22 protein-coding genes are annotated in these 23,070 nt (G+C 70.7%); 19 read left to right on the top strand and 3 right to left on the bottom strand.

Annotation, left to right across the window (positions count from 1 at the left end; all coding sequences use genetic code 11):
- The first annotated feature begins 125 nt into the window (after positions 1–125).
- The 19 genes from rho (at position 126) to IF73_RS0111300 (ending at position 18,991) form a co-directional block, all read left to right on the top strand.
- Complete coding sequence (gene rho / locus IF73_RS0111390) at positions 126–2,144, top strand: transcription termination factor Rho (RefSeq protein ID WP_031006273.1); 2,019 nt, start codon at positions 126–128, stop codon at positions 2,142–2,144.
- A gap of 211 nt (positions 2,145–2,355) precedes the next feature.
- Complete coding sequence (locus IF73_RS0111385; RefSeq protein ID WP_031006271.1) at positions 2,356–3,453, top strand: LCP family protein; 1,098 nt, start codon at positions 2,356–2,358, stop codon at positions 3,451–3,453.
- Between the two features lie 148 nt (positions 3,454–3,601).
- A complete protein-coding gene (rpmE, locus tag IF73_RS0111380; protein WP_030761597.1) occupies positions 3,602–3,826 on the top strand; it encodes a 50S ribosomal protein L31 in 225 nt (74 codons plus the stop codon).
- Between the two features lie 96 nt (positions 3,827–3,922).
- Positions 3,923–4,999 carry a peptide chain release factor 1 gene (gene prfA / locus IF73_RS0111375; RefSeq protein ID WP_031006268.1) on the top strand — a complete coding sequence of 359 codons (1,077 nt, stop codon included), beginning with the start codon at positions 3,923–3,925 and terminating at the stop codon, positions 4,997–4,999.
- Between the two features lie 43 nt (positions 5,000–5,042).
- Positions 5,043–5,888 (top strand): peptide chain release factor N(5)-glutamine methyltransferase, encoded by an 846-nt coding sequence (prmC, locus tag IF73_RS0111370; RefSeq protein WP_031006266.1) that lies wholly within the window; start codon positions 5,043–5,045, stop codon positions 5,886–5,888.
- Positions 5,889–5,925: 37 nt separating this feature from the next.
- Complete coding sequence (locus tag IF73_RS0111365; protein WP_031006264.1) at positions 5,926–6,573, top strand: L-threonylcarbamoyladenylate synthase; 648 nt, start codon at positions 5,926–5,928, stop codon at positions 6,571–6,573.
- Positions 6,570–7,217 (top strand): low molecular weight phosphatase family protein, encoded by a 648-nt coding sequence (locus IF73_RS0111360; RefSeq protein ID WP_031006262.1) that lies wholly within the window; start codon positions 6,570–6,572, stop codon positions 7,215–7,217. The genes IF73_RS0111365 and IF73_RS0111360 overlap by 4 nt, the downstream gene beginning before the upstream one ends.
- Before the next feature lie 386 nt (positions 7,218–7,603).
- Positions 7,604–8,851, top strand: coding sequence for a serine hydroxymethyltransferase (glyA, locus tag IF73_RS0111355; RefSeq protein ID WP_031006260.1), 1,248 nt, complete (start codon positions 7,604–7,606; stop codon positions 8,849–8,851).
- Positions 8,852–8,959: 108 nt separating this feature from the next.
- Complete coding sequence (locus IF73_RS0111350) at positions 8,960–10,267, top strand: MraY family glycosyltransferase (protein ID WP_031006257.1); 1,308 nt, start codon at positions 8,960–8,962, stop codon at positions 10,265–10,267.
- Between the two features lie 283 nt (positions 10,268–10,550).
- On the top strand, positions 10,551–10,964 hold the full coding sequence (locus tag IF73_RS0111345; RefSeq protein ID WP_031006255.1) for a hypothetical protein: 414 nt from the start codon (positions 10,551–10,553) through the stop codon (positions 10,962–10,964).
- A gap of 225 nt (positions 10,965–11,189) precedes the next feature.
- On the top strand, positions 11,190–11,999 hold the full coding sequence (gene atpB, locus IF73_RS0111340; protein ID WP_031006253.1) for a F0F1 ATP synthase subunit A: 810 nt from the start codon (positions 11,190–11,192) through the stop codon (positions 11,997–11,999).
- 90 nt (positions 12,000–12,089) lie between these two features.
- A complete protein-coding gene (atpE, locus tag IF73_RS0111335) occupies positions 12,090–12,320 on the top strand; it encodes an ATP synthase F0 subunit C (RefSeq protein WP_006346597.1) in 231 nt (76 codons plus the stop codon).
- 44 nt (positions 12,321–12,364) lie between these two features.
- Entirely contained in the window at positions 12,365–12,910 is a 546-nt protein-coding gene (locus IF73_RS0111330) for a F0F1 ATP synthase subunit B (RefSeq protein ID WP_031006250.1), read from the top strand.
- Positions 12,907–13,722 carry a F0F1 ATP synthase subunit delta gene (locus tag IF73_RS0111325; protein ID WP_031006248.1) on the top strand — a complete coding sequence of 272 codons (816 nt, stop codon included), beginning with the start codon at positions 12,907–12,909 and terminating at the stop codon, positions 13,720–13,722. The genes IF73_RS0111330 and IF73_RS0111325 overlap by 4 nt, the downstream gene beginning before the upstream one ends.
- 137 nt (positions 13,723–13,859) lie before the next feature.
- Positions 13,860–15,464: a F0F1 ATP synthase subunit alpha gene (gene atpA / locus IF73_RS0111320; RefSeq protein ID WP_031006246.1), complete on the top strand. Its 1,605-nt coding sequence runs from the start codon at positions 13,860–13,862 to the stop codon at positions 15,462–15,464.
- Between the two features lie 20 nt (positions 15,465–15,484).
- Positions 15,485–16,402, top strand: coding sequence for a F0F1 ATP synthase subunit gamma (locus IF73_RS0111315; protein WP_031006244.1), 918 nt, complete (start codon positions 15,485–15,487; stop codon positions 16,400–16,402).
- Positions 16,402–17,841 carry a F0F1 ATP synthase subunit beta gene (atpD, locus tag IF73_RS0111310; RefSeq protein ID WP_031006242.1) on the top strand — a complete coding sequence of 480 codons (1,440 nt, stop codon included), beginning with the start codon at positions 16,402–16,404 and terminating at the stop codon, positions 17,839–17,841. Before IF73_RS0111315 ends, atpD begins: the two co-directional genes overlap by 1 nt.
- Positions 17,842–18,022: 181 nt before the next feature.
- On the top strand, positions 18,023–18,397 hold the full coding sequence (locus IF73_RS0111305; protein ID WP_031006240.1) for a F0F1 ATP synthase subunit epsilon: 375 nt from the start codon (positions 18,023–18,025) through the stop codon (positions 18,395–18,397).
- 147 nt (positions 18,398–18,544) lie between these two features.
- Entirely contained in the window at positions 18,545–18,991 is a 447-nt protein-coding gene (locus IF73_RS0111300; RefSeq protein ID WP_031006238.1) for a DUF2550 domain-containing protein, read from the top strand.
- A gap of 137 nt (positions 18,992–19,128) precedes the next feature.
- Here IF73_RS0111300 and IF73_RS0111295 read toward each other — a convergent pair whose 3' ends face one another.
- The 3 genes from IF73_RS0111295 to IF73_RS0111285 all read right to left on the bottom strand — a co-directional run bounded on the left by IF73_RS0111295 (position 19,129) and on the right by IF73_RS0111285 (position 22,933).
- Entirely contained in the window at positions 19,129–20,886 is a 1,758-nt protein-coding gene (locus tag IF73_RS0111295) for a glycoside hydrolase family 18 chitinase (RefSeq protein ID WP_037878893.1), read from the bottom strand.
- Positions 20,887–21,095: 209 nt separating this feature from the next.
- Positions 21,096–21,740, bottom strand: a complete 645-nt coding sequence (locus tag IF73_RS0111290; protein WP_031006235.1) for a response regulator — start codon at positions 21,738–21,740, stop codon at positions 21,096–21,098.
- Entirely contained in the window at positions 21,737–22,933 is a 1,197-nt protein-coding gene (locus IF73_RS0111285; RefSeq protein WP_031006233.1) for a sensor histidine kinase, read from the bottom strand. The genes IF73_RS0111290 and IF73_RS0111285 overlap by 4 nt, the downstream gene beginning before the upstream one ends.
- Between the last annotated feature and the right edge of the window lie 137 nt (positions 22,934–23,070).

Raw genomic sequence — 23,070 nt, 5'->3', positions numbered from 1 at the left:
CTCCTCTCGCCGCATCCCGGCGGGACCACCGCCCCGGACACGGTCCGCCAACCAGGACCGCTGCCGGACAGCACAACCGGTCGCCGAGCCACAGGGCCGACGTCCGCTCCAGGGAAGGACCCTTCGTGAGCGACACCACCGATCTGATGGGCGTGACTGCCGACGAGACCGTCGACGCCGCCGCGCCCGCCGCAGGTGCTGCCAGTGGCGGCACCGCACGGCGCCGCCGCTCCGGCACCGGCCTCGAGGGCATGGTCCTGGCCGAGCTGCAGCAGGTCGCGTCCGGCCTCGGCATCAGGGGCACCGCGCGGATGCGCAAGAGCCAGCTGATCGAGGTCATCAAGGAGGCGCAGGCCGGTTCCGGCGCTGCCGCCCCCGCCAAGACCGAGGCCGCCGCCGAGGCCAAGCCGAAGCGCCGCGCCACGTCCAAGGCCCGCACGGGCGAGACCGCCGAGGCCGCCGCGCCGAAGGCGGAGAAGGCCGAGCAGGCCCCCGCCCAGCAGCAGATCGACATCCCGGGCCAGCCGTCGAAGTCCGCCGAGGCCGACGAGCAGCCGGCCGGCGAGCGCCGCCGCCGCCGTGCCACCGCCCCCGCCGGTTCGCCGGAGGGTGCCGAGGGCGCGCAGGCCGTGAAGACCGAGGCCCGTACCGAGACGCGTACCGAGGCCAAGGGCGAGCCGCAGGGCGACAAGGCCGAGGCCGCCGTCGACGGCGCCGAGGGCCGCAGCCGCCGGGACCGCCGTGACCGTCGCGACCGCCAGCGCGAGCGCGGCAAGGGCGACGACCAGCAGCAGGGCGGCGGCCAGCGCAAGGACCAGCAGCGCCAGGGCCAGGGCCAGGGTCAGGGCCAGCAGCAGGGCCAGGGCCAGGGGCCGCAGGGCGGCGGCTTCCAGGACGACGACGACTTCGAGGGCGGCCGTCGCGGCCGTCGCGGCCGCTACCGCGACCGCCGCGGGCGTCGCGGGCGCGACGAGTTCGCCGCCGGCGAGCCGCAGGTGTCGGACGACGACGTCCTGATCCCCGTCGCGGGCATCCTCGACATCCTCGACAACTACGCGTTCATCCGGACCTCCGGCTACCTGCCCGGTCCGAACGACGTGTACGTCTCCCTCGCCCAGGTCCGCAAGAGCGGCCTGCGCAAGGGCGACCACCTCACCGGCGCGGTCCGCCAGCCGAAGGAGGGCGAGCGCCGCGAGAAGTTCAACGCGCTGGTCCGCCTGGACTCGGTCAACGGCATGGCGCCGGACTCCGGCCGCGGCCGCCCTGAGTTCAACAAGCTGACCCCGCTCTACCCGCAGGACCGGCTCCGCCTGGAGACCGACCCGGGCGTGCTGACCACGCGGATCATCGACCTCGTGTCGCCGATCGGCAAGGGCCAGCGCGGTCTGATCGTGGCCCCGCCGAAGACCGGCAAGACCATGATCATGCAGGCGATCGCCAACGCGATCACCCACAACAACCCCGAGTGCCACCTGATGGTCGTCCTGGTCGACGAGCGTCCGGAAGAGGTCACCGACATGCAGCGGTCGGTGAAGGGCGAGGTCATCTCCTCGACCTTCGACCGCCCGGCCGAGGACCACACCACCGTCGCCGAGCTGGCCATCGAGCGCGCCAAGCGTCTCGTCGAGCTGGGTCACGACGTGGTCGTCCTGCTGGACTCCATCACCCGCCTGGGCCGCGCGTACAACCTCGCGGCGCCCGCCTCCGGCCGCATCCTGTCCGGTGGTGTCGACTCGACCGCGCTCTACCCGCCGAAGCGCTTCTTCGGCGCCGCGCGCAACATCGAGGACGGCGGCTCGCTGACCATCCTGGCCACCGCGCTGGTCGACACCGGCTCGCGCATGGACGAGGTGATCTTCGAGGAGTTCAAGGGCACCGGCAACATGGAGCTCAAGCTCGACCGGAAGCTCGCCGACAAGCGGATCTTCCCGGCCGTCGACGTCGACGCCTCGGGCACCCGCAAGGAGGAGATCCTCCTCGGCAGCGACGAGCTCGCCGTCACCTGGAAGCTCCGCCGCGTGCTGCACGCGCTCGACCAGCAGCAGGCCATCGAGCTGCTCCTGGACAAGCTCAAGCAGACGAAGTCGAACGGCGAGTTCCTGCTGCAGATCCAGAAGACGACGCCGGGCGGCAACAACGACTGACGTCGTCGAGGAGACCCGCGTCACATCGCGGAGACCGGCCCCCGGGCCGTAATCCGTTCGTGACCTGCGCGAACACTGTGCCCGCCACTCATCGAGTGGCGGGCACAGCGCGTTGTCGGCAGCTCGCTCACCGAAACCCCACAGGTCCGTATGCAACCCTTTCGGGTGCTTCGCCGTCACAAAAGGTGAACCATAGGCCCGAGGGAAGACGATGACCGAGCAGAACCAGAGCGGGCGCGCACGCGGAGGCGCCACCGGACGCCGCCGCAAACAGCCCGCCAAACGCCGCCGCCGGGTGGGCATAGCCGTGTCCGGCGCCACCGCCGTGCTCGTCCTGGCCGGCGCCGGACTCGGCTACGTGTTCCTCAAGCTGGACGGGAACATCCAGGGCGTCGACATCAACGCCCAGCTGGGCACCGACCGCCCCAAGAACGTCGACAACGGCTCGATGGACATCCTCGTCCTCGGCTCCGACTCCCGCTCCGGCGACAACGGCGCCTACGGCAAGGACGAGGGCGGCGCCCGCTCCGACACCGCGATGGTCGTCCACGTCTACGAGGGTCACAAGAAGGCGAGCGTCGTCTCCATCCCGCGCGACACCCTCGTCGACCGCCCCGCCTGCACCGACGGACAGGGCGCCGAGGTCGCCGGCGAGAGCCGCGCCATGTTCAACACCGCGTACGAGGTCGGCGGCCCCGCCTGCGCCGTCAAGACCGTCGAGGCGATGTCCGGCATCCGCATGGACCACTACATCGAGGTCGACTTCACCGGCTTCAAGAAGCTCATCGACACCCTCGGCGGCGTCGAGATCACCACCACCCAGGCCATCAGGGACTCCAAGAGCCACCTCGACCTGGAGCCCGGCACCCACACCCTCGACGGCGAGCAGTCCCTCGGCCTCGTCCGCACCCGGAGGAGCGTCGGCGACGGCAGCGACCTGGGCCGCATCCAGCTCCAGCAGGCGTTCATGAAGGCGTTCATCGACCAGGTCAAGGGCCTCGGCCTCGGCACCAACCCCAAGAAGCTCCTGGACGTCGCCGACGCCGCCACCAAGGCCATCACCCCGGACTCCGAGCTCGACTCCGTCCAGGAGCTGATGGGCTTCGCCCAGGGCCTCACCGGCCTCTCCGCCGGGAACGTCCACATGGTGACCCTCCCCGTCCGGTACGACCCCGCGGACCCCAACCGGGTCGTCCCCGTCGACGAGAAGGCCGGGCAGGTCTGGACGGCCCTGGAGGGCGACCTCCCGATCCCCGCCTCGGCCACCAAGGACACCGCCACCGGCAAGGCCGAGGGCGTCGTCCGCTAGCCCCTTCGCGGACCCCCGGGAATACCGGCGCTCCCACCCCGGTTTGGGGAGATGCGGCCGGTCCTGGCAGACTGGTACGTCGGCCCCGGTTCACGTCCGCCGCAACCCGCGGCGACGACCCGGCGCCCTCCCGGAACTAGGAGACACCTTGAAGCGCGAGATCCACCCCGAGTACGTCGAGACCCAGGTCAGCTGCACCTGTGGCGCGTCGTTCACCACCCGCAGCACCCTCACCGAGGGCACCATCCGTGCCGAGGTCTGCTCCGAGTGCCACCCGTTCTACACGGGCAAGCAGAAGATCCTCGACACGGGTGGCCGCGTCGCCCGCTTCGAGGCCCGCTTCGGCAAGGCCGCCGGCTCCGCCAAGAAGTAGCGAGCCCCCGCGCCGGTCATCGGCCGCCCCCGAGCGGGGCGGCCGGGACCGGCGCTTTGGCGTCCCCGTAGCAACTGACGAAACCAGGAGCCCGAGATGTTCGAGGCGGTCGAGGAACTGGTCGGCGAACACGCCGACCTCGAGAAGAAGCTCGCCGACCCGTCGGTCCACGCCGACCAGGCCAACGCGCGCAAGCTGAACAAGCGCTACGCCGAGCTGACCCCGATCGTCGGCACGTACCGCTCCTGGAAGCAGACCGGGGACGACATCGAGACCGCGCGCGAGTTCGCGCACGACGACCCCGACTTCGCCGCCGAGGTCAAGGAGCTGGAGAAGCAGCGCGAGGAGCTCACCGAGAAGCTCCGCCTCCTGCTGATCCCGCGCGACCCCAGCGACGACAAGGACGTCATCCTGGAGATCAAGGCCGGCGCCGGCGGCGACGAGTCCGCCCTCTTCGCCGGGGACCTGCTCCGGATGTACCTCCGCTACGCCGAGCGCGTCGGCTGGAAGACCGAGATCATCGACGCCACCGAGTCCGAGCTCGGCGGCTACAAGGACGTCCAGGTCGCCGTGAAGACCAAGGGCGGCAACGGCGCCACCGAGCCCGGCCAGGGCGTCTGGGCCCGCCTCAAGTACGAGGGCGGCGTCCACCGCGTGCAGCGCGTGCCCGCCACCGAGTCCCAGGGCCGCATCCACACCTCCGCCGCCGGCGTGCTCGTCACCCCGGAGGCCGAGGAGGTCGACGTCGAGATCCACGCCAACGACCTGCGCATCGACGTCTACCGCTCCTCCGGCCCCGGCGGCCAGTCGGTCAACACCACCGACTCCGCGGTCCGCATCACCCACCTGCCGACCGGCATCGTCGCCTCCTGCCAGAACGAGAAGAGCCAGCTCCAGAACAAGGAGCAGGCCATGCGCATCCTGCGCTCCCGGCTCCTCGCCGCCGCCCAGGAGAAGGCCGAGGCCGAGGCCGCCGACGCCCGCCGCAGCCAGGTCCGCACGGTCGACCGCTCCGAGAAGATCCGCACGTACAACTTCCCGGAGAACCGCATCTCCGACCACCGCGTCGGCTTCAAGGCGTACAACCTCGACCAGGTCCTCGACGGCGAGCTCGACGCCGTCATCCAGGCGTGCGTCGACGCCGACTCGGCGGCGAAGCTCGCCGCGACCTGAGCAAGGCCACTCCCCAGCCCCACCCCGCACCACGGAGGACCGCGTGAACCTGCTGCTCGCCGAGGTGGCCCAGGCCACCCAGCGGCTGGCCGACGCCGGCGTTCCCTCACCGCGTTTCGACGCCGAGGAGCTCGCCGCGTTCGTGCACGGCGTCAAGCGGGGGGAGCTGCACAACGTCAAGGACGCCGACTTCGACGCCCGCTACTGGGAGGCCATCGCCCGCCGCGAGGCGCGCGAACCCCTCCAGCACATCACCGGGCGGGCGTTCTTCCGCTACCTGGAGCTGCAGGTCGGCCCCGGCGTCTTCGTGCCCCGGCCGGAGACCGAGTCCGTGGTCGGCTGGGCCATAGACGCCGTGCGCGCCATGGACGTCGTCGAGCCGCTCATCGTCGACCTCTGCACCGGCTCCGGCGCCATCGCCCTCGCCATGGCCCAGGAGGTGCCGCGCTCCCGGGTCCACGCCGTCGAGCTGTCCGAGGACGCCCTCGTCTGGACCCGGAAGAACGCCGAGGGCTCCCGCGTCACCGTCCACCAGGGCGACGCGCTCACCGCGCTCCCGGAGCTGAACGGCCAGGTCGACCTGGTCATCTCCAACCCGCCGTACATCCCCCTCACCGAGTGGGAGTACGTCGCCCCCGAGGCCCGCGACCACGACCCCGAGATGGCCCTCTTCTCCGGCGAGGACGGCCTCGACACCATCCGCGGCATCGAGCGCACCGCGCACCGGCTGCTCCGCCCCGGCGGCCTCGTCGTCATCGAGCACGCCGACACCCAGGGCGGCCAGGTGCCGTGGATCTTCAACGAGGAGGCCGGCTGGGCGGACGCCGCCGACCACCCCGACCTCAACAACCGGCCGCGCTTCGCGACCGCCCGCAAGGCGATGCCATGAGCCGGCACCGCACCACCACAGAGGAGGAGCGCGACTGATGGCACGTCGATACGACTGCAACGAGGCGACCGACCGCGCGACCGGCCTGCGCGAAGCCGCGTCGGCCGTCCGCCGCGGCGAGCTCGTCGTGCTCCCCACCGACACCGTGTACGGACTCGGCGCGGACGCCTTCTCCGGCGAGGCCGTCGCGGACCTGCTCGCCGCCAAGGGCCGGGGCCGCACCATGCCCACGCCGGTCCTCATCGGCTCCCCGAACACCCTGCACGGCCTCGTCACCGACTTCTCCGAGCAGGCGTGGGAGCTCGTCGACGCCTTCTGGCCCGGCCCGCTGACCCTCGTCGCCCGCCACCAGCCGTCCCTCATGTGGGACCTCGGCGACACCCGCGGCACCGTGGCCATCCGCATGCCGCTGCACCCGGTCGCCATCGAGCTGCTCACCGAGGTCGGCCCGATGGCCGTCTCCTCGGCCAACCTCACCGGGCACCCCGCGCCGGAGGACTGCGACGCGGCCCAGCAGATGCTCGGCGACGCCGTCTCCGTCTACCTCGACGGCGGCCCGACGCCCGGCATCGTCCCCTCCTCCATCGTCGACGTCACGGGCAAGGTCCCGGTGCTGCTGCGCGAGGGCGCGCTGTCACCGGAGGAGCTCCGCAAGGTCGTACCCGACCTCGAGGTGGCCAGTTGACCGCCCCTGAGGGGCGTGGCATAGCGGGGTACGAGCAGCACGTCGGCACCTTCCGCATCCTCCACGTCAGCACCGGCAACGTCTGCCGCTCGCCCATCACCGAGCGGCTGACCCGCCACGCCCTGGGCCAGCGGCTCGGCGACGGGCTCGGCCGGGGCCTCATCGTGGAGAGCGCCGGCACCTGGGGCCACGAGGGCGCCCCCATGGAGACCAACGCGGAGCTGGTCCTCGCGGACTTCGGCGCCGACCACAGCGGCTTCGTCGGGCGCGAGCTCCTCGACGAGCACGTCATCCGCGCCGACCTCGTCCTCACCGCGACCCGCGACCACCGCGCGCAGGTCATCTCGATGGGTCACTCGGCCGGCCTGCGCACCTTCACCCTGAAGGAGTTCACCCGGCTGGTCCGCGCCATCGACCCCGCGACCCTCCCGGACCCGCGCGACGGCGTGGTCGAACGCGCCCGCGCGCTGGTCCGCGCGGCCGCCGCTCTACGCGGGTGGCTCCTGGCCCCCTCCGCCGAAGCCGACGAGGTCAACGACCCCTACGGCGCCCCCATCACCGTCTTCCGCTCCATCGGCGACGAGATCCAGGAGGCCCTGGACCCCGTCGTCACCGCCCTGACGGGCGTGCCGACGCGGCGCTGACGCGACCATCCGGCACCCCGCTGCGCCGGCGGCCGGAGGCCGCCGCAGCGGCCCGAAGCCCGGGAGGCCCCCGGGCCGAGCGGCGCGAGCGGCGCGTGCAGGGCCGGCCCCCCGTGGTCACCGCCCTGACGGGCGTGCCGACCAGGCGCTGACGCGGGATCGTACGCCCGGTCCCCGATTCCGCGGCCGGAGGACGCCGCAGCGCCCCGAAGCCCGGGCGGCCCCGGGGTCGAGCGGCGCAAGCGGCGCGTCCAGGGCTGGCCCCGGCTGGCCCCCGGTGGTCACCGCCCTGACGGGCGTGCCGAGCAGGGGCTGATCTCCCGGGGGGCGCCTGGGGGAGGGCGCGCCTACATTGGTGCTACGTCCCTCCAGGCACGGAGTCAGCCATGTCCGTCAGCGCGCCCCCCGATGAGGTCCTCGACGTCCTGCGGCGGCAGGATCCGCAGATCGCCGACGTGCTGCTGGGGGAGGCGCGGCGGCAGGCCGAGACGCTGCAGCTGATCGCGGCGGAGAACTTCACCTCGCCGGCGGTGCTGGCGACGCTGGGGTCGCCGCTGGCGAACAAGTACGCCGAGGGGTACCCCGGCGCCCGGTACCACGGCGGCTGCGAGTACGCCGACGCGGCCGAGCGGATCGCCGTGGAACGGGCCACCGCGCTCTTCGGAGCGGATCACGCGAACCTCCAGCCGCACTCCGGCTCCTCGGCCGTCCTGGCGGCGTACGCGGCCCTTCTCAGGCCCGGTGACACGGTCCTCGCCATGGGCCTGGACCAGGGCGGGCACCTCACCCACGGCTCGCCGGCGAACTTCTCGGGCCGCTGGTTCGACTTCGTCCCGTACGGCGTCGACCCCGAGACCGGGCTCATCGACTACGAGCAGCTCGCCGCGCTCGCCCGCCACCACCGGCCGAAGGCGATCGTCTGCGGCTCGATCTCCTACCCCCGCCACCCCGACTACGCGCTCTTCCGGGCCGTCGCCGACGAGGTCGGCGCCTATCTGATCGCCGACGCCGCCCACCCCATCGGGCTGGTCGCCGGGGGAGCGGCGCCGAACCCGGTCCCGTACGCCGACGTCGTCTGCGCCACCACCCACAAGGTGCTGCGCGGTCCGCGCGGCGGGATGGTGCTGTGCACGGCGGAGCTGGCCGAGCGGGTGGACCGGGCGGTCTTCCCGTTCACCCAGGGAGGCGCGCAGATGCACACCATCGCCGCGAAGGCGGTGGCCCTGGGGGAGGCGTCCACTCCGGCGTTCACCGGGTACGCCCATCGGGTGGTCGACCACGCGCGCGTGCTGGCGGCCGCGCTCTCCGCCGAGGGCTTCGCGCTGACCACCGGCGGCACCGACACCCACCTCATCACCGCCGACGCCTCCCCGCTCGGCGTCGACGGCCGCACCGCCCGCGCCCGGCTCGCCGCGGCCGGCATGGTCCTGGACACCTGCGCCCTTCCGTACGGGGACGGGCGCGGGATCCGGCTCGGCACCGCCGCGGTCACCACCCAGGGGATGGGCGCCCCGGAGATGGCCAGGATCGCCGCCCTGTTCACCGCGGCGCTGCGCGATGAACCGGAGGAGACGGCTCGGGTACGGGCCGAGGTACGGGAGCTGACCAGGAGTTTTCCCCCGTATGGACGGTGAGCGGGGGGCTGCCGCAACCGTTCCGCGGCCCCCGATGTCTCCAACCACATGGACGGCACGGCTAGGGTGTGGGGCTGAGATGGCCAGCGATTCCTGTGGGGACAGCCCGTGCGTGATTACCTGCTGACGCTCTGTGTCACGGCCGCGGTGACCTATCTGCTGACCGGTCCGGTGCGGAAGTTCGCCATCGCGACCGGCGCGATGCCGGAGATCCGCGCGCGTGACGTGCACCGAGAACCGACTCCGCGGCTCGGTGGCATCGCCATGTTCTTCGGGCTCTGCGCGGGCCTGCTCGTCGCCGACCACCTCCAGAACCTCAACAGCGTCTTCGACCAGTCGAACGAGCCGCGGGCGCTGCTCTCCGGCGCCGCGCTGATCTGGCTGATCGGCGTCCTGGACGACAAGTTCGAGCTGGACGCGCTGATCAAGCTGGGCGCCCAGATGATCTCCGCCGGCGTCATGGTGGCGCAGGGCCTGACGATCCTGTGGCTGCCGATCCCCGGTGTCGGGACGGTCGCGCTGACCCAGTGGCAGGGCACGCTGCTGACGGTGGCCCTGGTGGTCCTCACGATCAACGCGGTCAACTTCGTGGACGGCCTCGACGGCCTCGCCGCCGGCATGGTGTGCATCGCCACCGGCGCCTTCTTCCTGTACGCGTACCGGCTCTGGTACGGCTACACGATCGAGGCGGCGGCCCCCGCGACCCTCTTCGCCGCGATCCTCATGGGCATGTGCCTGGGCTTCCTGCCGCACAACATGCACCCGGCGCGGATCTTCATGGGCGACTCCGGCTCGATGCTGATCGGCCTGATCCTGGCCGCGTCCGCCATCTCGATCACCGGCCAGGTGGACCCCGACACCCTGAAGATCTTCGAGGGCTCGACCCGGGAGGCGACCCACGCGGCCCTGCCGGTCTTCATCCCGCTGATCCTGCCGCTGACCATCATCGCGATCCCGATGACCGACCTGGTCCTGGCGATCGTGCGGCGCACCTGGAAGGGCCAGTCGCCCTTCGCCGCCGACCGCGGGCACCTGCACCACCGGCTCCTGGAGATCGGCCACTCGCACAGCCGGGCGGTGCTGATCATGTACTTCTGGTCGGCGCTGATCGCCTTCGGCACCCTCGCGTACTCGGTGCACTCGACGTCGATGTGGATCGTGCTGGTCATCACCGTGCTGAGCGCCATCGGTCTGGTGCTGCTCCTGCTGCCGCGCTTCTCGCCGCGGGCGCCCCGCTGGGCGGAGGCCGTCGTCCCGCCGCGGTACCGGCGCCGCAAGCCGGTCCCCGAACCGGAGCCGGAGCACGAGGCCGCGGCGGACGAGCGGGTTCCGGTGCCGGCCGGGCTGCACGGTTCGACGGCCATCGGTCACCGTTCGCGCTTCTCCGACCGGCGGAAGGCCGGAACGCCGAGTTGACGCGGCGCCCTGCCCGCCCGCCCGAAAGCCGCAGCGAAGCCCAATACCAGACAAGCCACCCCGCTGTCGCGCACAACCGCGCGTTGTACCCCTCATGTGTGACAGTTGGCACACCCATGAGTAAAGACCTATTCAAATAGTTTGTGATACGGTTCACGAGACCCGGCGACAGTGCCGAAAGACCGTAGTGCGACGGTCTGTTGGCCCCGAGACCCACCTCGGACCGGGCATACGCTCGTCCCTGACGACACCATCGCCCCCTCCAGCAAGCGGAGACACCGCCATGCCTTCCACCGACGCACGCCTTCTTCTCTCGGCCGTCGTACCCACTGCCGCCGTCGGCGCCATCGCCACGGTCGTCAGCGGGATCGTCGCCGGCGGGAAGGGGGCGATCGGCGCCGTGCTCGGCACCCTGGTCGTGATCCTCTTCATGGGCATCGGGATGCTGGTGCTCCAGCGGACGGCGAAGAAGCTTCCGCAGCTGTTCCAGGCCATGGGGCTCTTGCTCTACACGACCCAGCTGCTGGTGCTGTTCGTCTTCCTCGCCTTGCTGAAGGGCACCACGGTGTTCGACTTCAAGGCGTTCGCCTTCACGCTGCTCGCGGCGACCGTGGTGTGGGTCGCGGCCCAGGCCCGTGCCTACATGAAGGCCAAGATCGCGTACGTCGAGCCCGAGAAAACGGGTTCGAAGCCGTGAGGGGTAGGGCCGGTATAAAGACGCGTTCTGCTTCCTGCTATCGTCCGGTGCCAACTGCGGCACTGCGGGCGCGGGCATCCGAAGAGGCGCCTGTCCCAGCGCGAGGCTCGATGCCGAACCGCCGCCCCCTTATCCGTAAGACCAGTCCAGTGCCGACCCGCGGCTGCGCGCCGCGCCGACACAACGAGGTTGCCGTACCTATGCGCCACGCTGAAGGAGCCCGCGGTGAGTGCTGACCAGACGCTTGCCTTCGACCCGGATTGCCACATCTTCACCGGATGTGGCTTCCCGGCTCCGGGCCTGCACACGTTCATCTACGAGCCGATCGCGACGTGGGGCAGCTTCGAGCTGACCAAGCCCATGCTGCTCGCGGTCCTGAGCTCGGTCGTGGTGGTCGGTTTCTTCTGGGCGGCCTTCCGCAAGCCGAAGCTGGTCCCCGGCAAGATGCAGATGGTCGGCGAGGCCGGTTACGACTTCGTGCGCCGCGGCATCGTCTACGAGATCATCGGCAAGAAGGACGGCGAGAAGTACGTCCCCTTCATGGTCTCGATGTTCTTCCTCGTCTGGATGATGAACCTCTGGTCGATCATCCCGCTCGCCCAGTTCCCGGTCACCTCGCTGATCGCCTTCCCGGCGGCCCTCGCGCTGATCGTGTACGTGCTCTGGGTCACGCTGACCTTCAAGAAGCACGGCTTCGTCGGCGGCTGGAAGAACATCGTCGGCTGGGACAAGTCCCTCGGCCCGATCCTCCCGCTGGTCGTCGTCCTCGAGTTCTTCTCGAACCTGATCATCCGGCCCTTCACGCACGCGGTCCGACTGTTCGCGAACATGTTCGCCGGTCACCTGCTGATCGTGATGTTCTCGCTGGCCTCCTGGTACCTGCTCAACGGCATCGGCGTGATCTACGCCGGCACCTCCTTCGTGATGGTGCTCGTGATGACCGCCTTCGAGCTCTTCATCCAGGCCGTCCAGGCGTACGTCTTCGTCCTCCTGGCCTGCAGCTACGTCCAGGGCGCGCTCTCCGAGCACCACTGAGCCCCCTGCCACGGACCAGCTCCACCACCCACCCCGCAGTCTCCGGTGGCCAACCCCCACCGGGTCCTTGAAAGAGAAGGAAGAACCGGCATGTCCGCTCTCCAGACCCTTGCTGCTGTCGAAGGCAACGTCGCCGCCATCGGTTACGGCCTCGCCGCGATCGGCCCCGGCGTCGGCGTCGGCATCATCTTCGGTAACGGCACCCAGGCCCTCGCCCGCCAGCCCGAGGCGGCCGGCCTGATCCGCACCAACCAGATCATGGGTTTCGCCTTCTGTGAGGCGCTCGCCCTCATCGGCATCGTCATGGGCTTCGTCTACTAAGCCTGCTTCTCGACGACAGCCACATTTTCACGGAAGGCACTGATGTGAACGCTCTGCTTCTTGCGGCCGAGGGGGAGCCCCAGCCCCCCCTCCTCCCGCATCTTGACGAGCTCGTCATCGGCCTGATCGCCTTCGTCATCGTCTTCGGCTTCCTCGCCAAGAAGCTCCTCCCGAACATCAACAAGGTTCTGGTCGAGCGCCGCGAGGCCATCGAGGGTGGCATCGAGAAGGCCGAGTCGGCCCAGATCGAGGCTCAGAGTGTGCTGGAGCAGTACAAGGCACAGCTTGCCGAGGCCCGCCACGAGGCCGCGCGTCTCCGCCAGGAGGCGACGGAGCAGGGCACCGCGATCATCCAGGAGATGAAGGCGGAGGGCCAGCGCCAGCGCGAGGAGATCATCGCCGCCGGCCACACGCAGATCGAGGCCGACCGCAAGGCCGCGGCCGCCTCGCTGCGCCAGGACGTCGGCAAGCTCGCCACCGACCTGGCCGGCAAGCTGGTCGGCGAGTCCCTCGAGGACGCCGCCCTCCAGAGCCGCACGATCGACCGCTTCCTCGACGAGCTCGAGGAGAAGGCTGAGGCCGTCCGATGAACGGAGCGAGCCGTGAGGCACTGGCCGCCGCCCGCGAGTCCCTCGACGCACTGACCGACAACACCTCGGTCGACGCGACGAAGCTGGCGGACGAGCTGGCCGCAGTCACCGCCCTGCTCGACCGTGAGGTGTCGCTGCGCCGGGTCCTGACCGATCCCGCGCAGTCGGGTGAGGCCAAGGCCGAGCTCGCGCAGCGACTCCTGACCGGTCAGGTGGGCGGGGAGACCGTCGATCTGGTCTCCGGCATGGTCCGGTCCCGCTGGTCGCGCTCGCGCGACCTGGTCGACTCGGCCGAGGAGCTGGCGAACACCGCCGACCTCACCGCGGCCCAGAAGGCGGGCGCCCTCGACTCCGTCGAGGACGAGCTGTTCCGGTTCGGCCGGATCGTGTCCTCCAGCACCGAGCTCCGCTCGGCGCTGACGGACAAGACCGCCAAGGCCACCGCCAAGGGCGAGCTGCTCCGCAGCCTGCTCGGCGGAAAGGCCCACACGACCACCGAGCGTCTGGTCGTCCGTCTGGTGACCCAGCCCCGGGGACGTAGCCTGGAAGCGGGACTCGAGTCCCTGTCCAAGCTCGCCGCGGCGCGCCGGGACCGGATGGTCGCGGTCGTCACCTCGGCGGTCCCGCTGACCGATCAGCAGAAGCAGCGCCTCGGAGGCGTCCTCGCGAAGCTGTACGGCCGCGAGATGCACCTGAACCTGGACGTGGACCCCGCGGTCCTCGGCGGGATCTCGGTGCGAGTCGGTGACGAGGTCATCGACGGCACGGTCTCCGAGCGCCTCGGCGAGGCGAAGCGGCGGCTGGCCGGCTGACGGCAGCAGCCGCCGGCAACACAACACGCATCACAGCGGCCCGGTTGGGCCGTGCAGAGATTGCAGAAGATTCCTGGGGGTCGGCCCCCAGACCCCTTAAGAAACTTCGGGCCCAACAAGGAGAGCAGGGAACCCAGATGGCGGAGCTCACGATCCGGCCGGAGGAGATCCGGGACGCACTGGAGACCTTCGTCCAGTCGTACCAGCCGGACGCGGCCTCGCGCGAGGAGGTCGGCACGGTCAGCCTGGCCGGCGACGGCATCGCGAAGGTCGAGGGTCTTCCCTCGGCCATGGCGAACGAGCTGCTGAAGTTCGAGGACGGCACCCTCGGCCTCGCGCTGAACCTCGAAGAGCGCGAGATCGGCGCGATCGTCCTCGGCGAGTTCAGCGGCATCGAGGAGGGACAGTCGGTGCAGCGCACCGGCGAGGTCCTCTCCGTCGGCGTCGGTGAGGGATACCTGGGTCGCGTCGTCGACCCGCTCGGCAACCCGATCGACGGTCTCGGCGAGATCGCGACCGAGGGCCGCCGCGCCCTCGAGCTGCAGGCCCCGGGCGTCATGGCCCGTAAGTCGGTGCACGAGCCGATGGAGACCGGCTACAAGGCCGTCGACGCCATGACCCCGGTCGGCCGCGGCCAGCGTCAGCTGATCATCGGCGACCGCCAGACGGGCAAGACCGCCCTGGCCGTCGACACGATCATCAACCAGCGCGACAACTGGCGCTCGGGCGACGTGAACAAGCAGGTCCGCTGCATCTACGTCGCCGTCGGCCAGAAGGGCTCCACCATCGCGTCCGTGCGCGGCGCCCTGGAGGAGGCCGGTGCGCTCGAGTACACGACGATCGTCGCCGCCCCCGCGTCCGACCCGGCCGGCTTCAAGTACCTCGCCCCGTACACCGGCTCGGCCATCGGCCAGCACTGGATGTACCAGGGCAAGCACGTCCTGATCGTCTTCGACGACCTGTCGAAGCAGGCCGACGCCTACCGCGCCGTGTCGCTGCTGCTGCGCCGCCCGCCGGGCCGCGAGGCGTACCCGGGTGACGTCTTCTACCTGCACTCCCGCCTGCTCGAGCGCTGCGCCAAGCTCTCGGACGAGCTGGGTGCCGGCTCGATGACCGGTCTGCCGATCGTCGAGACCAAGGCCAACGACGTCTCGGCGTTCATCCCGACCAACGTCATCTCCATCACCGACGGCCAGTGCTTCCTGGAGTCCGACCTGTTCAACGCCGGCCAGCGCCCGGCCCTGAACGTCGGTATCTCGGTCTCCCGTGTCGGTGGCTCCGCCCAGCACCCGGCCATGAAGCAGATCGCCGGTCGCCTCCGCGTGGACCTCGCCCAGTTCCGTGAGCTGGAGGCGTTCGCCGCCTTCGGTTCCGACCTGGACGCGGCCTCGAAGGCGCAGCTGGAGCGCGGTCAGCGGATGGTCGAGCTGCTCAAGCAGGCTCAGTACCAGCCGATGCCGACCGAGAACCAGGTCGTCTCCGTCTGGGCCGGCACCACCGGCAAGATGGACGACGTCCCGGTCGCCGACATCCGTCGCTTCGAGGCCGAGCTCCTGGCGTACCTCCGCCAGAACCACTCCGGTCTCATGACCTCCATCCGCGAGGGCAAGAAGATGTCGGACGACACCCTGACGGCCGTGGCCGACGCCATCGCGGAGTTCAAGAAGCAGTTCGAGACCTCTGACGGCAAGCTGCTCGGCGAGGACGCTGCCGCTCCCGCCGCCGTCAACGTCTCGAAGTGACGACGGAAGGGACCTGACTCATGGGAGCGCAGCTCCGGGTCTACAAGCGTCGCATCAAATCCGTCACCGCGACGAAGAAGATCACCAAGGCGATGGAGATGATCGCCGCCTCGCGCGTGGTCAAGGCTCAGCGCAAGGTGCAGTCGTCGACCCCGTACGCCACCGAGCTCACCCGCGCGGTGACCGCGGTGGCCACGGGCGCCAACGACAAGCACCCGCTGACCACCGAGGCCGAGAACCCGACCCGCGCCGCGGTTCTGCTCCTGTCGAGCGACCGCGGCCTGGCCGGCGCCTTCAACTCCAACGCCATCAAGGCGGCGGAGCAGCTCATCAAGCGGCTGGAGGGCGAGGGCAAGGCGGTCGACATCTACGTCGTCGGTCGCCGTGGCATCGCGCACTTCAACTTCCGTGAGCGCAAGCTGGCCGACACCTGGGCCGGCTTCACGGACGAGCCGACGTACGCGGACGCCAAGAAGATCGGCCAGCCGCTGATCGAGGCGATCGAGAAGGCCACGGCCGAGGGTGGTGTGGACGAGCTCCACATCGTCTACACCGAGTTCGTCTCGATGATGACGCAGACGGCGGTCGAGGCCCGGCTGCTGCCCCTCAGCCTCGACGAGGTGGCGAAGGAGGCCGGCGAGACGGACACGCTCCGTCCGCTGTACGACTTCGAGCCGTCGGCGGAGGACGTCCTGGACGCCCTCCTGCCGCGCTACGTCGAGAGCCGCATCTACAACGCGCTGCTCCAGTCGTCGGCGTCGAAGCACGCCGCGACGCGGCGCGCGATGAAGTCGGCGACCGACAACGCGGGCGAGCTGATCACCAGCCTGACCCGACTTGCCAACGCGGCCCGACAGGCCGAAATCACCCAGGAAATCAGCGAGATCGTCGGTGGCTCCGCAGCCCTGGCCGACGCGACCGCGGGGAGTGACAAGTAATGACGACCTCTGTTGAGACCGCCGCTGCCACGGGCCGCGTCGCCCGGGTCATCGGCCCGGTCGTCGACGTGGAGTTCCCCGTCGACGCGATGCCGGAGATCTACAACGCGCTGAACGTCGAGGTTCCGGACTCGGCCGGCGAGGGCACCAAGACGCTGACCCTCGAGGTCGCGCAGCACCTCGGTGACGGCATGGTCCGCACCATCTCGATGCAGCCCACCGACGGTCTGGTCCGCCAGGCCCCGGTGGTCGACACCGGCGACGGCATCACGGTGCCCGTCGGCGACGTCACCAAGGGCCGCGTGTTCAACACGCTCGGTCAGATCCTGAACGAGCCCGAGGCCGAGTCCGAGGTCGGCGAGCGCTGGTCCATCCACCGCAAGGCCCCGGCGTTCGACCAGCTCGAGTCGAAGACCGAGATGTTCGAGACCGGCCTGAAGGTCGTCGACCTTCTCACCCCGTACGTCAAGGGTGGAAAGATCGGTCTGTTCGGTGGCGCCGGTGTCGGCAAGACCGTTCTGATCCAGGAAATGATCATGCGTGTGGCGAAGCTGCACGAGGGTGTTTCCGTGTTCGCCGGTGTCGGTGAGCGTACGCGTGAGGGCAACGACCTCATCGCGGAGATGGAGGACTCGGGCGTTCTCGACAAGACCGCCCTCGTCTTCGGCCAGATGGACGAGCCCCCGGGCACCCGTCTCCGTGTGGCCCTCGCCGGTCTGACCATGGCGGAGTACTTCCGCGATGTGCAGAAGCAGGACGTGCTGTTCTTCATCGACAACATCTTCCGCTTCACCCAGGCCGGTTCCGAGGTGTCGACCCTGCTCGGCCGTATGCCCTCCGCGGTGGGTTACCAGCCGAACCTGGCCGACGAGATGGGTCTCCTCCAGGAGCGCATCACCTCGACCCGTGGTCACTCGATCACCTCGATGCAGGCGATCTACGTCCCCGCCGACGACCTCACCGACCCGGCGCCGGCGACCACCTTCGCCCACCTCGACGCGACGACGGTTCTCTCCCGTCCGATCTCCGAGAAGGGCATCTACCCGGCCGTGGACCCGCTGGACTCCACGTCCCGGATCCTGGACCCGCGCTACATCGCGCAGGACCACTACGACGCCGCCATGCGCGTCAAGGGCATCCTGCAGAAGTACAAGGACCTCCAGGACATCATCGCGATCCTCGGTATCGACGAGCTCAGCGAGGAGGACAAGCTCGTCGTGCACCGTGCGCGTCGTGTCGAGCGCTTCCTGTCGCAGAACACCCACGCCGCCAAGCAGTTCACCGGTGTGGACGGTTCGGACGTTCCGCTCGACGAGTCGATCGCCGCGTTCAACGCGATCTGCGACGGTGAGTTCGACCACTTCCCGGAGCAGGCCTTCTTCATGTGTGGTGGTCTCGAGGACCTCAAGAAGAACGCCAAGGAGCTCGGCGTCTCCTGAGCCCCGTGCTCGCCCGAGGGGGGCGGGAGCCCTTCCCGCCCCTCTCACCACGCCTTCTGGCTGCATCCCCCCGGCATTCACCCGCCGGGGGCGGGCTCCGGCACCGCGGTGCCGGGCGCCCTACTAGACTTTGACCCAACACCCGGCCGGCCCGCCGGGTGGTGAACCGAGGAGCCCACCCTTGGCTGCTGAGCTGCATGTCGAGCTGGTCGCCGCGGACCGGAGTGTCTGGTCCGGCGAGGCCACCCTGGTCATCGCGCGTACCACCTCCGGCGACATCGGCGTCATGCCCGGTCACCAGCCGCTGCTCGGTGTGCTGGAGTCGGGCCCGGTGACCATCCGCACGAGCGAGGGCGCGACCGTCGTGGCCGCCGTCCACGGCGGTTTCATCTCCTTCGCGGACGACAAGCTGTCGCTGCTGGCGGAGATCGCCGAGCTGGCGGACGAGATCGACGCCCAGCGCGCCGAGCGCGCGCTGGAGCGTGCCAAGTCGGACGAGGACGCCGCCGCCGAGCGGCGCGCCGAGGTCCGGCTGCGCGCGGTAGCGGTCCGCTAGCGGACCCGCGACCGAAGAGTAGTGCCCTCAGCCGCGGCACGGCTGGAATGTTCCAGACCGTGCCGCGGCTGAGGCGATGCAGATGCAGGTTGTATTCGGTGAGGCCGGCGGCGCCGGTCACGGGACGCAGCGAGGAGGTCGGTGAAGATGTTCCTCACGCTGCTCGTGTGCGGCCTGGTCGTCGCACTGGTGGTGATCGGGCTCTTCGTCTTCGGCTTGCGCCGGCGGCTGATCCAGCGGGCCGGCGGCACCTTCGACTGTTCGCTGCGCTGGGACGTCCCGGAGGAGCCGGACCTGTCCGGCAAGGGCTGGGTGTACGGCGTGGCCCGGTACAGCGGTGACGAGATCGCCTGGTTCCGGGTCTTCTCGTACGCGCCCCGGCCGCGCCGGTTCCTGGAGCGCTCGGCCATCGTGGCCCTGGAGCGCCGGATGCCGGAGGGCGAGGAGGAGCTGGCGCTCCTGTCCGACTCGGTGATCCAGCCCTGCATGTACAACGGGGTCCGGCTGGAGCTCGCGATGAGCGAGGACGCCCGGACCGGGTTCATGGCCTGGCTGGAGGCGGCGCCGCCCGGCCAGCGGGTGAACGTGGCCTGATCGGAACGTGGCCTGGTCGGCCCCCGCCGGATGGGGGTCCCCCCGGACGAGGTCCGGGGGAGGGTGGACGTCGCGGAGCACGTGTGAAGCGGGGGACGGTGTGCTGCACCGTCCCCCGCTTCGTCGTACCCGGGAGGCTAGCCCAGTCCGCCGTTGATGGCGGTCACGAGTTCGCCGTTCGTGGTGTCACCGCTGAACTCCCAGAAGAAGGCGCCGCCGAGGCCCTGGTTCTTGGCCCAGCTCATCTTGGAGGTGACGGTGGCGGGGGTGTCGTAGCTCCACCAGTTGGTGCCGCAGTGGGCGTAGGCGGTGCCGGCGACGGTGCCGTTGGACGGGCAGGAGGTCTTGAGCACCTTGTAGTCCTCGATGCCCTGCTCGTACGTGCCCTGCGCCGGGCCGGTCGCCGTGCCGCCGGGGGCGGACTGGGTGACGCCGGTCCAGCCGCGGCCGTAGAAGCCGATGCCGAGCAGCAGCTTGTTGGCCGGGACGCCCTTGGCCTTGAACTTGGCGATCGCCTCGGCGGAGTTGAAGCCCGCCTGCGGGATGCCGGCGTACGAGGTCAGCGGGGAGTGCGGGGCGGTCGGGCCCTGCGCGGCCCAGGCGCCGAAGAAGTCGTACGTCATCACGTTGAGCCAGTCGTAGTACGGCGCGGCGCCCGCGTAGTCGGCGGCGTCGATCTTGCCGCCGGCGGAGGCGTCGGCCGTGACGGCCGCGGTGACCAGGTTGTTCGCGCCGAACTTGGCGCGCATGGCCTGCATCATGTTCTTGAAGGACGCGGCGCCGCTGGTGTCACAGGTGAGGCCGCAGGCGTTGGGGTACTCCCAGTCCAGGTCGATGCCGTCGAAGACGTCGGCCCAGCGCGGGTCCTCGACCAGGTCGTAGCAGGACTGCGCGAAGGCGGACGGGTTCTGCACGGCCTGGCCGAAGCCGCCGGACCAGGTCCAGCCGCCGAACGACCAGAGGACCTTGATGTTCGGGTACGCCTTCTTCAGCTTGCGCAGCTGGTTGAAGTTGCCGCGCAGCGGCTGGTCCCAGGTGTCGGCGACGCCGTCGACGGACTGGTCGGCGGTGTACGCCTTGTCGTAGTCGGCGTAGGCGTCGCCGATGGTGCACTTGCCGCCCTGGACGTTGCCGAAGGCGTAGTTGATGTGGGTGATCTTGGACGCGGAGCCCGAGGTCACGATGTTCTTCACGTGGTAGTTGCGCCCGTAGACGCCCCAGTTGGTGAAGTAGCCCATCTTGACGGCCTTCGGCGGGGGCTGGGTGCCGCCGCCGGTGGTGCGGACCGGGGTCGGGCCGGCGGCCGGGCCGGTCTGGTCGGCGGTGTCGCGGGCGACGACGGTGTAGCTGTAGTCGGTGCCGGCGGTGAGGCCCTGGTCGGTGTAGGTCAGCGCGGTGGTGGTGGTGACCCGGGTGCCGTCGCGCAGGACGTCGTAGTTCTTGACGCCGGTGTCGTCGGTGGCCGCGGTCCAGGTGAGCTTCACCGAGGTGTCGGTGATGTTCGAGGCGACCGGGGTGCCGGGGGCCGAGGGCGGGTTGTCCCCGGGCTGCTGGGTGCCGTCGCAGGAGGCGCCGTTGATCTTGCAGCCGCTGGGGGCGCCGGCGCCGGAGCCGTTGTAGCCGAAGGAGACGGAGGCACCGGGGGCCAGGGTGCCGTTCCAGCCGACGTTCTTGGCGGTCCAGTGGTTGCCGCTGCTGGTGACGGTGGCGTCCCACGCGGAGGTGACCCGGGTGCCGGTGGGGTAGTCCCACTCGACGGTCCAGGAGGTGAGGGTGGTGGTGCCGGTGTTCTTCACCGTCCACCTGCCCTCGAAGCCGGTGCCCCAGTCCTGGGTCTTGGTATAGGTCGCCGTGGCCGAGGTGGCCGCCTCGGCGGGGGAGGCGAGGCCGACCATGGCGGCGAGCGGGAGGGCCAGGGCGGTCAGGGCGGCGGCGGCCCGTGCCCTGAATCCTCTTCGGCGCGTCGGTGCTTGAGTGCTCAACGGTGCTCCTCAAGTTGCGGACGTTCGGGGTGGGGGTGGTCCGTGGAGAGTTGCGCGCGCCCCGCGAGCGTAGGAAGGTCTGGACCAATCGTCAAGAGGTCCAGACCAACGTCGATTCCGGTCTACTGAAGCCCCAACTCCTGCGCCAGCACGGCGGCTTGCACCCGGCTGCGCAGCCCCAGCTTCCCCAGCACCTTGCTGACGTGGGTCTTCACCGTCGCCTCCGCCATCTCCAGACGCACCGCCACCTCCGCGTTGGACAGGCCCGCCCCCAGCGCCGCCAGCACCTCCCGCTCGCGCGGCGTCAGCGACTCCAGCACCACCGGGTCCCTCCGTACCGGCGGGGACGGGGAGGCGAACTCCGCGATCAGCCGCCGGGTCACCGCCGGCGCGATCAGCCCCTCGCCCCGCGCCACCGTCCGCACCCCCTCGATCAGCTCCCGCGCGTCCGCGTTCTTCAGCAGGAAGCCCGACGCCCCCGCCCGCAGCGCCCCGAACACGTACTCGTCCAGGTCGAAGGTGGTCAGCACCAGCACGTCCGCGAGCCCCTCCGCCACCACCAGACGGGTCGCCGTCACCCCGTCCATCCGGGGCATCTGCACGTCCATCAGCACCAGATCGGGACGGAGCTCCCGGGCCAGCTCCACCGCCCGCTCGCCGTCCTCGGCCTCCCCGACCACCTCGATGTCCGGCGCGCTGCCCAGGATCAGCACCAGGCCGGCCCGTACCGCCGCCTGGTCCTCGGCCACCACCACCCGCACCGTCATGCCCGCTCCTCCTCGCTCGCTCGCACGGGCAGCTCCGCCCGCACCCGCCACTCCCGCGCGCCCCCGGCCGACGTCACCGGACCCGCCTCCAGGGACCCGCCGAGCAGCGCCACCCGCTCCCGCATGCCCACCAGACCCGCTCCCGACCCCGGCGCGCGCGGCCCCGGCCGCTGCCCGTACGGGCTGGTCACCGTCACCCGCAGCGCCCCGTCCCGGTGCGCCAGCGCCACCCGCACCTCGCCCGGCACCGCGTGCTTCAGCGCGTTCGTCAGCGACTCCTGCACGATCCGGTACGCGGCCAGCTCCACCGGCGCCGGCAGCCCGGCGCCGTCCCGGCGGGCGTCGTCCAGGGCGAAGCGCAGCCCGCTCGCCGCACCGTTCGCCCGCGCCTGCCCGACCAGGGCGTCGAGCCCCGCCAGGGTCGCCGTCGCGGCCGGCTCGCGCTCCGCGCCGCTGTCCCGCAGCAGCCCGATCAGCCGCCGCATCTCGGCGAGACCCGCCACGCTGTTCTCGCGGATCACCGACAGCGCCTGCCGGGTGGTGCCGGGATCGTCCAGGGAGAGCGCCGCCGTCGAGTGGATCGCGATCGCGGAGAGGTGGTTGGCCACCATGTCGTGCAGCTCCCGCGCCATCCGAGCCCGCTCCGCCACCACCGCCTGCGCCCGGTCCATCTCGGCCAGCAGCGCCGTCTGTTCGGCGCGCAGCCGGGCGGACTCGGCGGCCTCGCGGTGGTTGCGCACGATCGAGCCGGTGACGGCGGGCAGGAAGGAGATGAGCCCGGTGATCACCCCGACCAGCAGGGCGAGCGCGTTCTGCCACCAGACCAGGAACGCCACCGTGGTGGCGACGGTGACCAGCGCGGTGGTGTACGGGATGCGGCGGGCCTGCGCCGGGGTGCCGTAGACGACCGCCGCGTAGACGACGTCCGTGAACATCAGCACGGTGCACAGGTTCCCGTTGGTGAACTGGTCGGCCACGATCGCCAGCGTCCCGGTGGCCAGCGCGGTCTGCGGCGCGGCCCGGCGCAGCGCCTCGGCCCCGGCCATCACCGCCAGCGGGACGAGCGCCGCCCAGTGCTGTTCGAAGATCCGGCCGCCCGTGGTGAACAGCCCGAACGACCACAGCAGCACGCCGACGGAGAGGCCGGCGAGGGCGATGAGCAGGTCGTGGCGGTGCGGGCGGGGGAGGGTCACGGACCCATCCAACACGGCCCGCGCCCTCCCGGCCTCGACGTCCGGGCCGATCCGCGCGGGTCCGCGCCTCCGTCGAACGATGTAGACGCGTTTCCTCACCGGCGACGACGAACCGCCCCCGGTCGCACGGGAGGCTG

Origin of the sequence: Streptomyces sp. NRRL F-5727, assembly GCF_000719555.1 — a bacterium.
Classification (GTDB): domain Bacteria; phylum Actinomycetota; class Actinomycetes; order Streptomycetales; family Streptomycetaceae; genus Streptomyces.
This window is presented reverse-complemented; position numbering and strand designations above follow the sequence as displayed.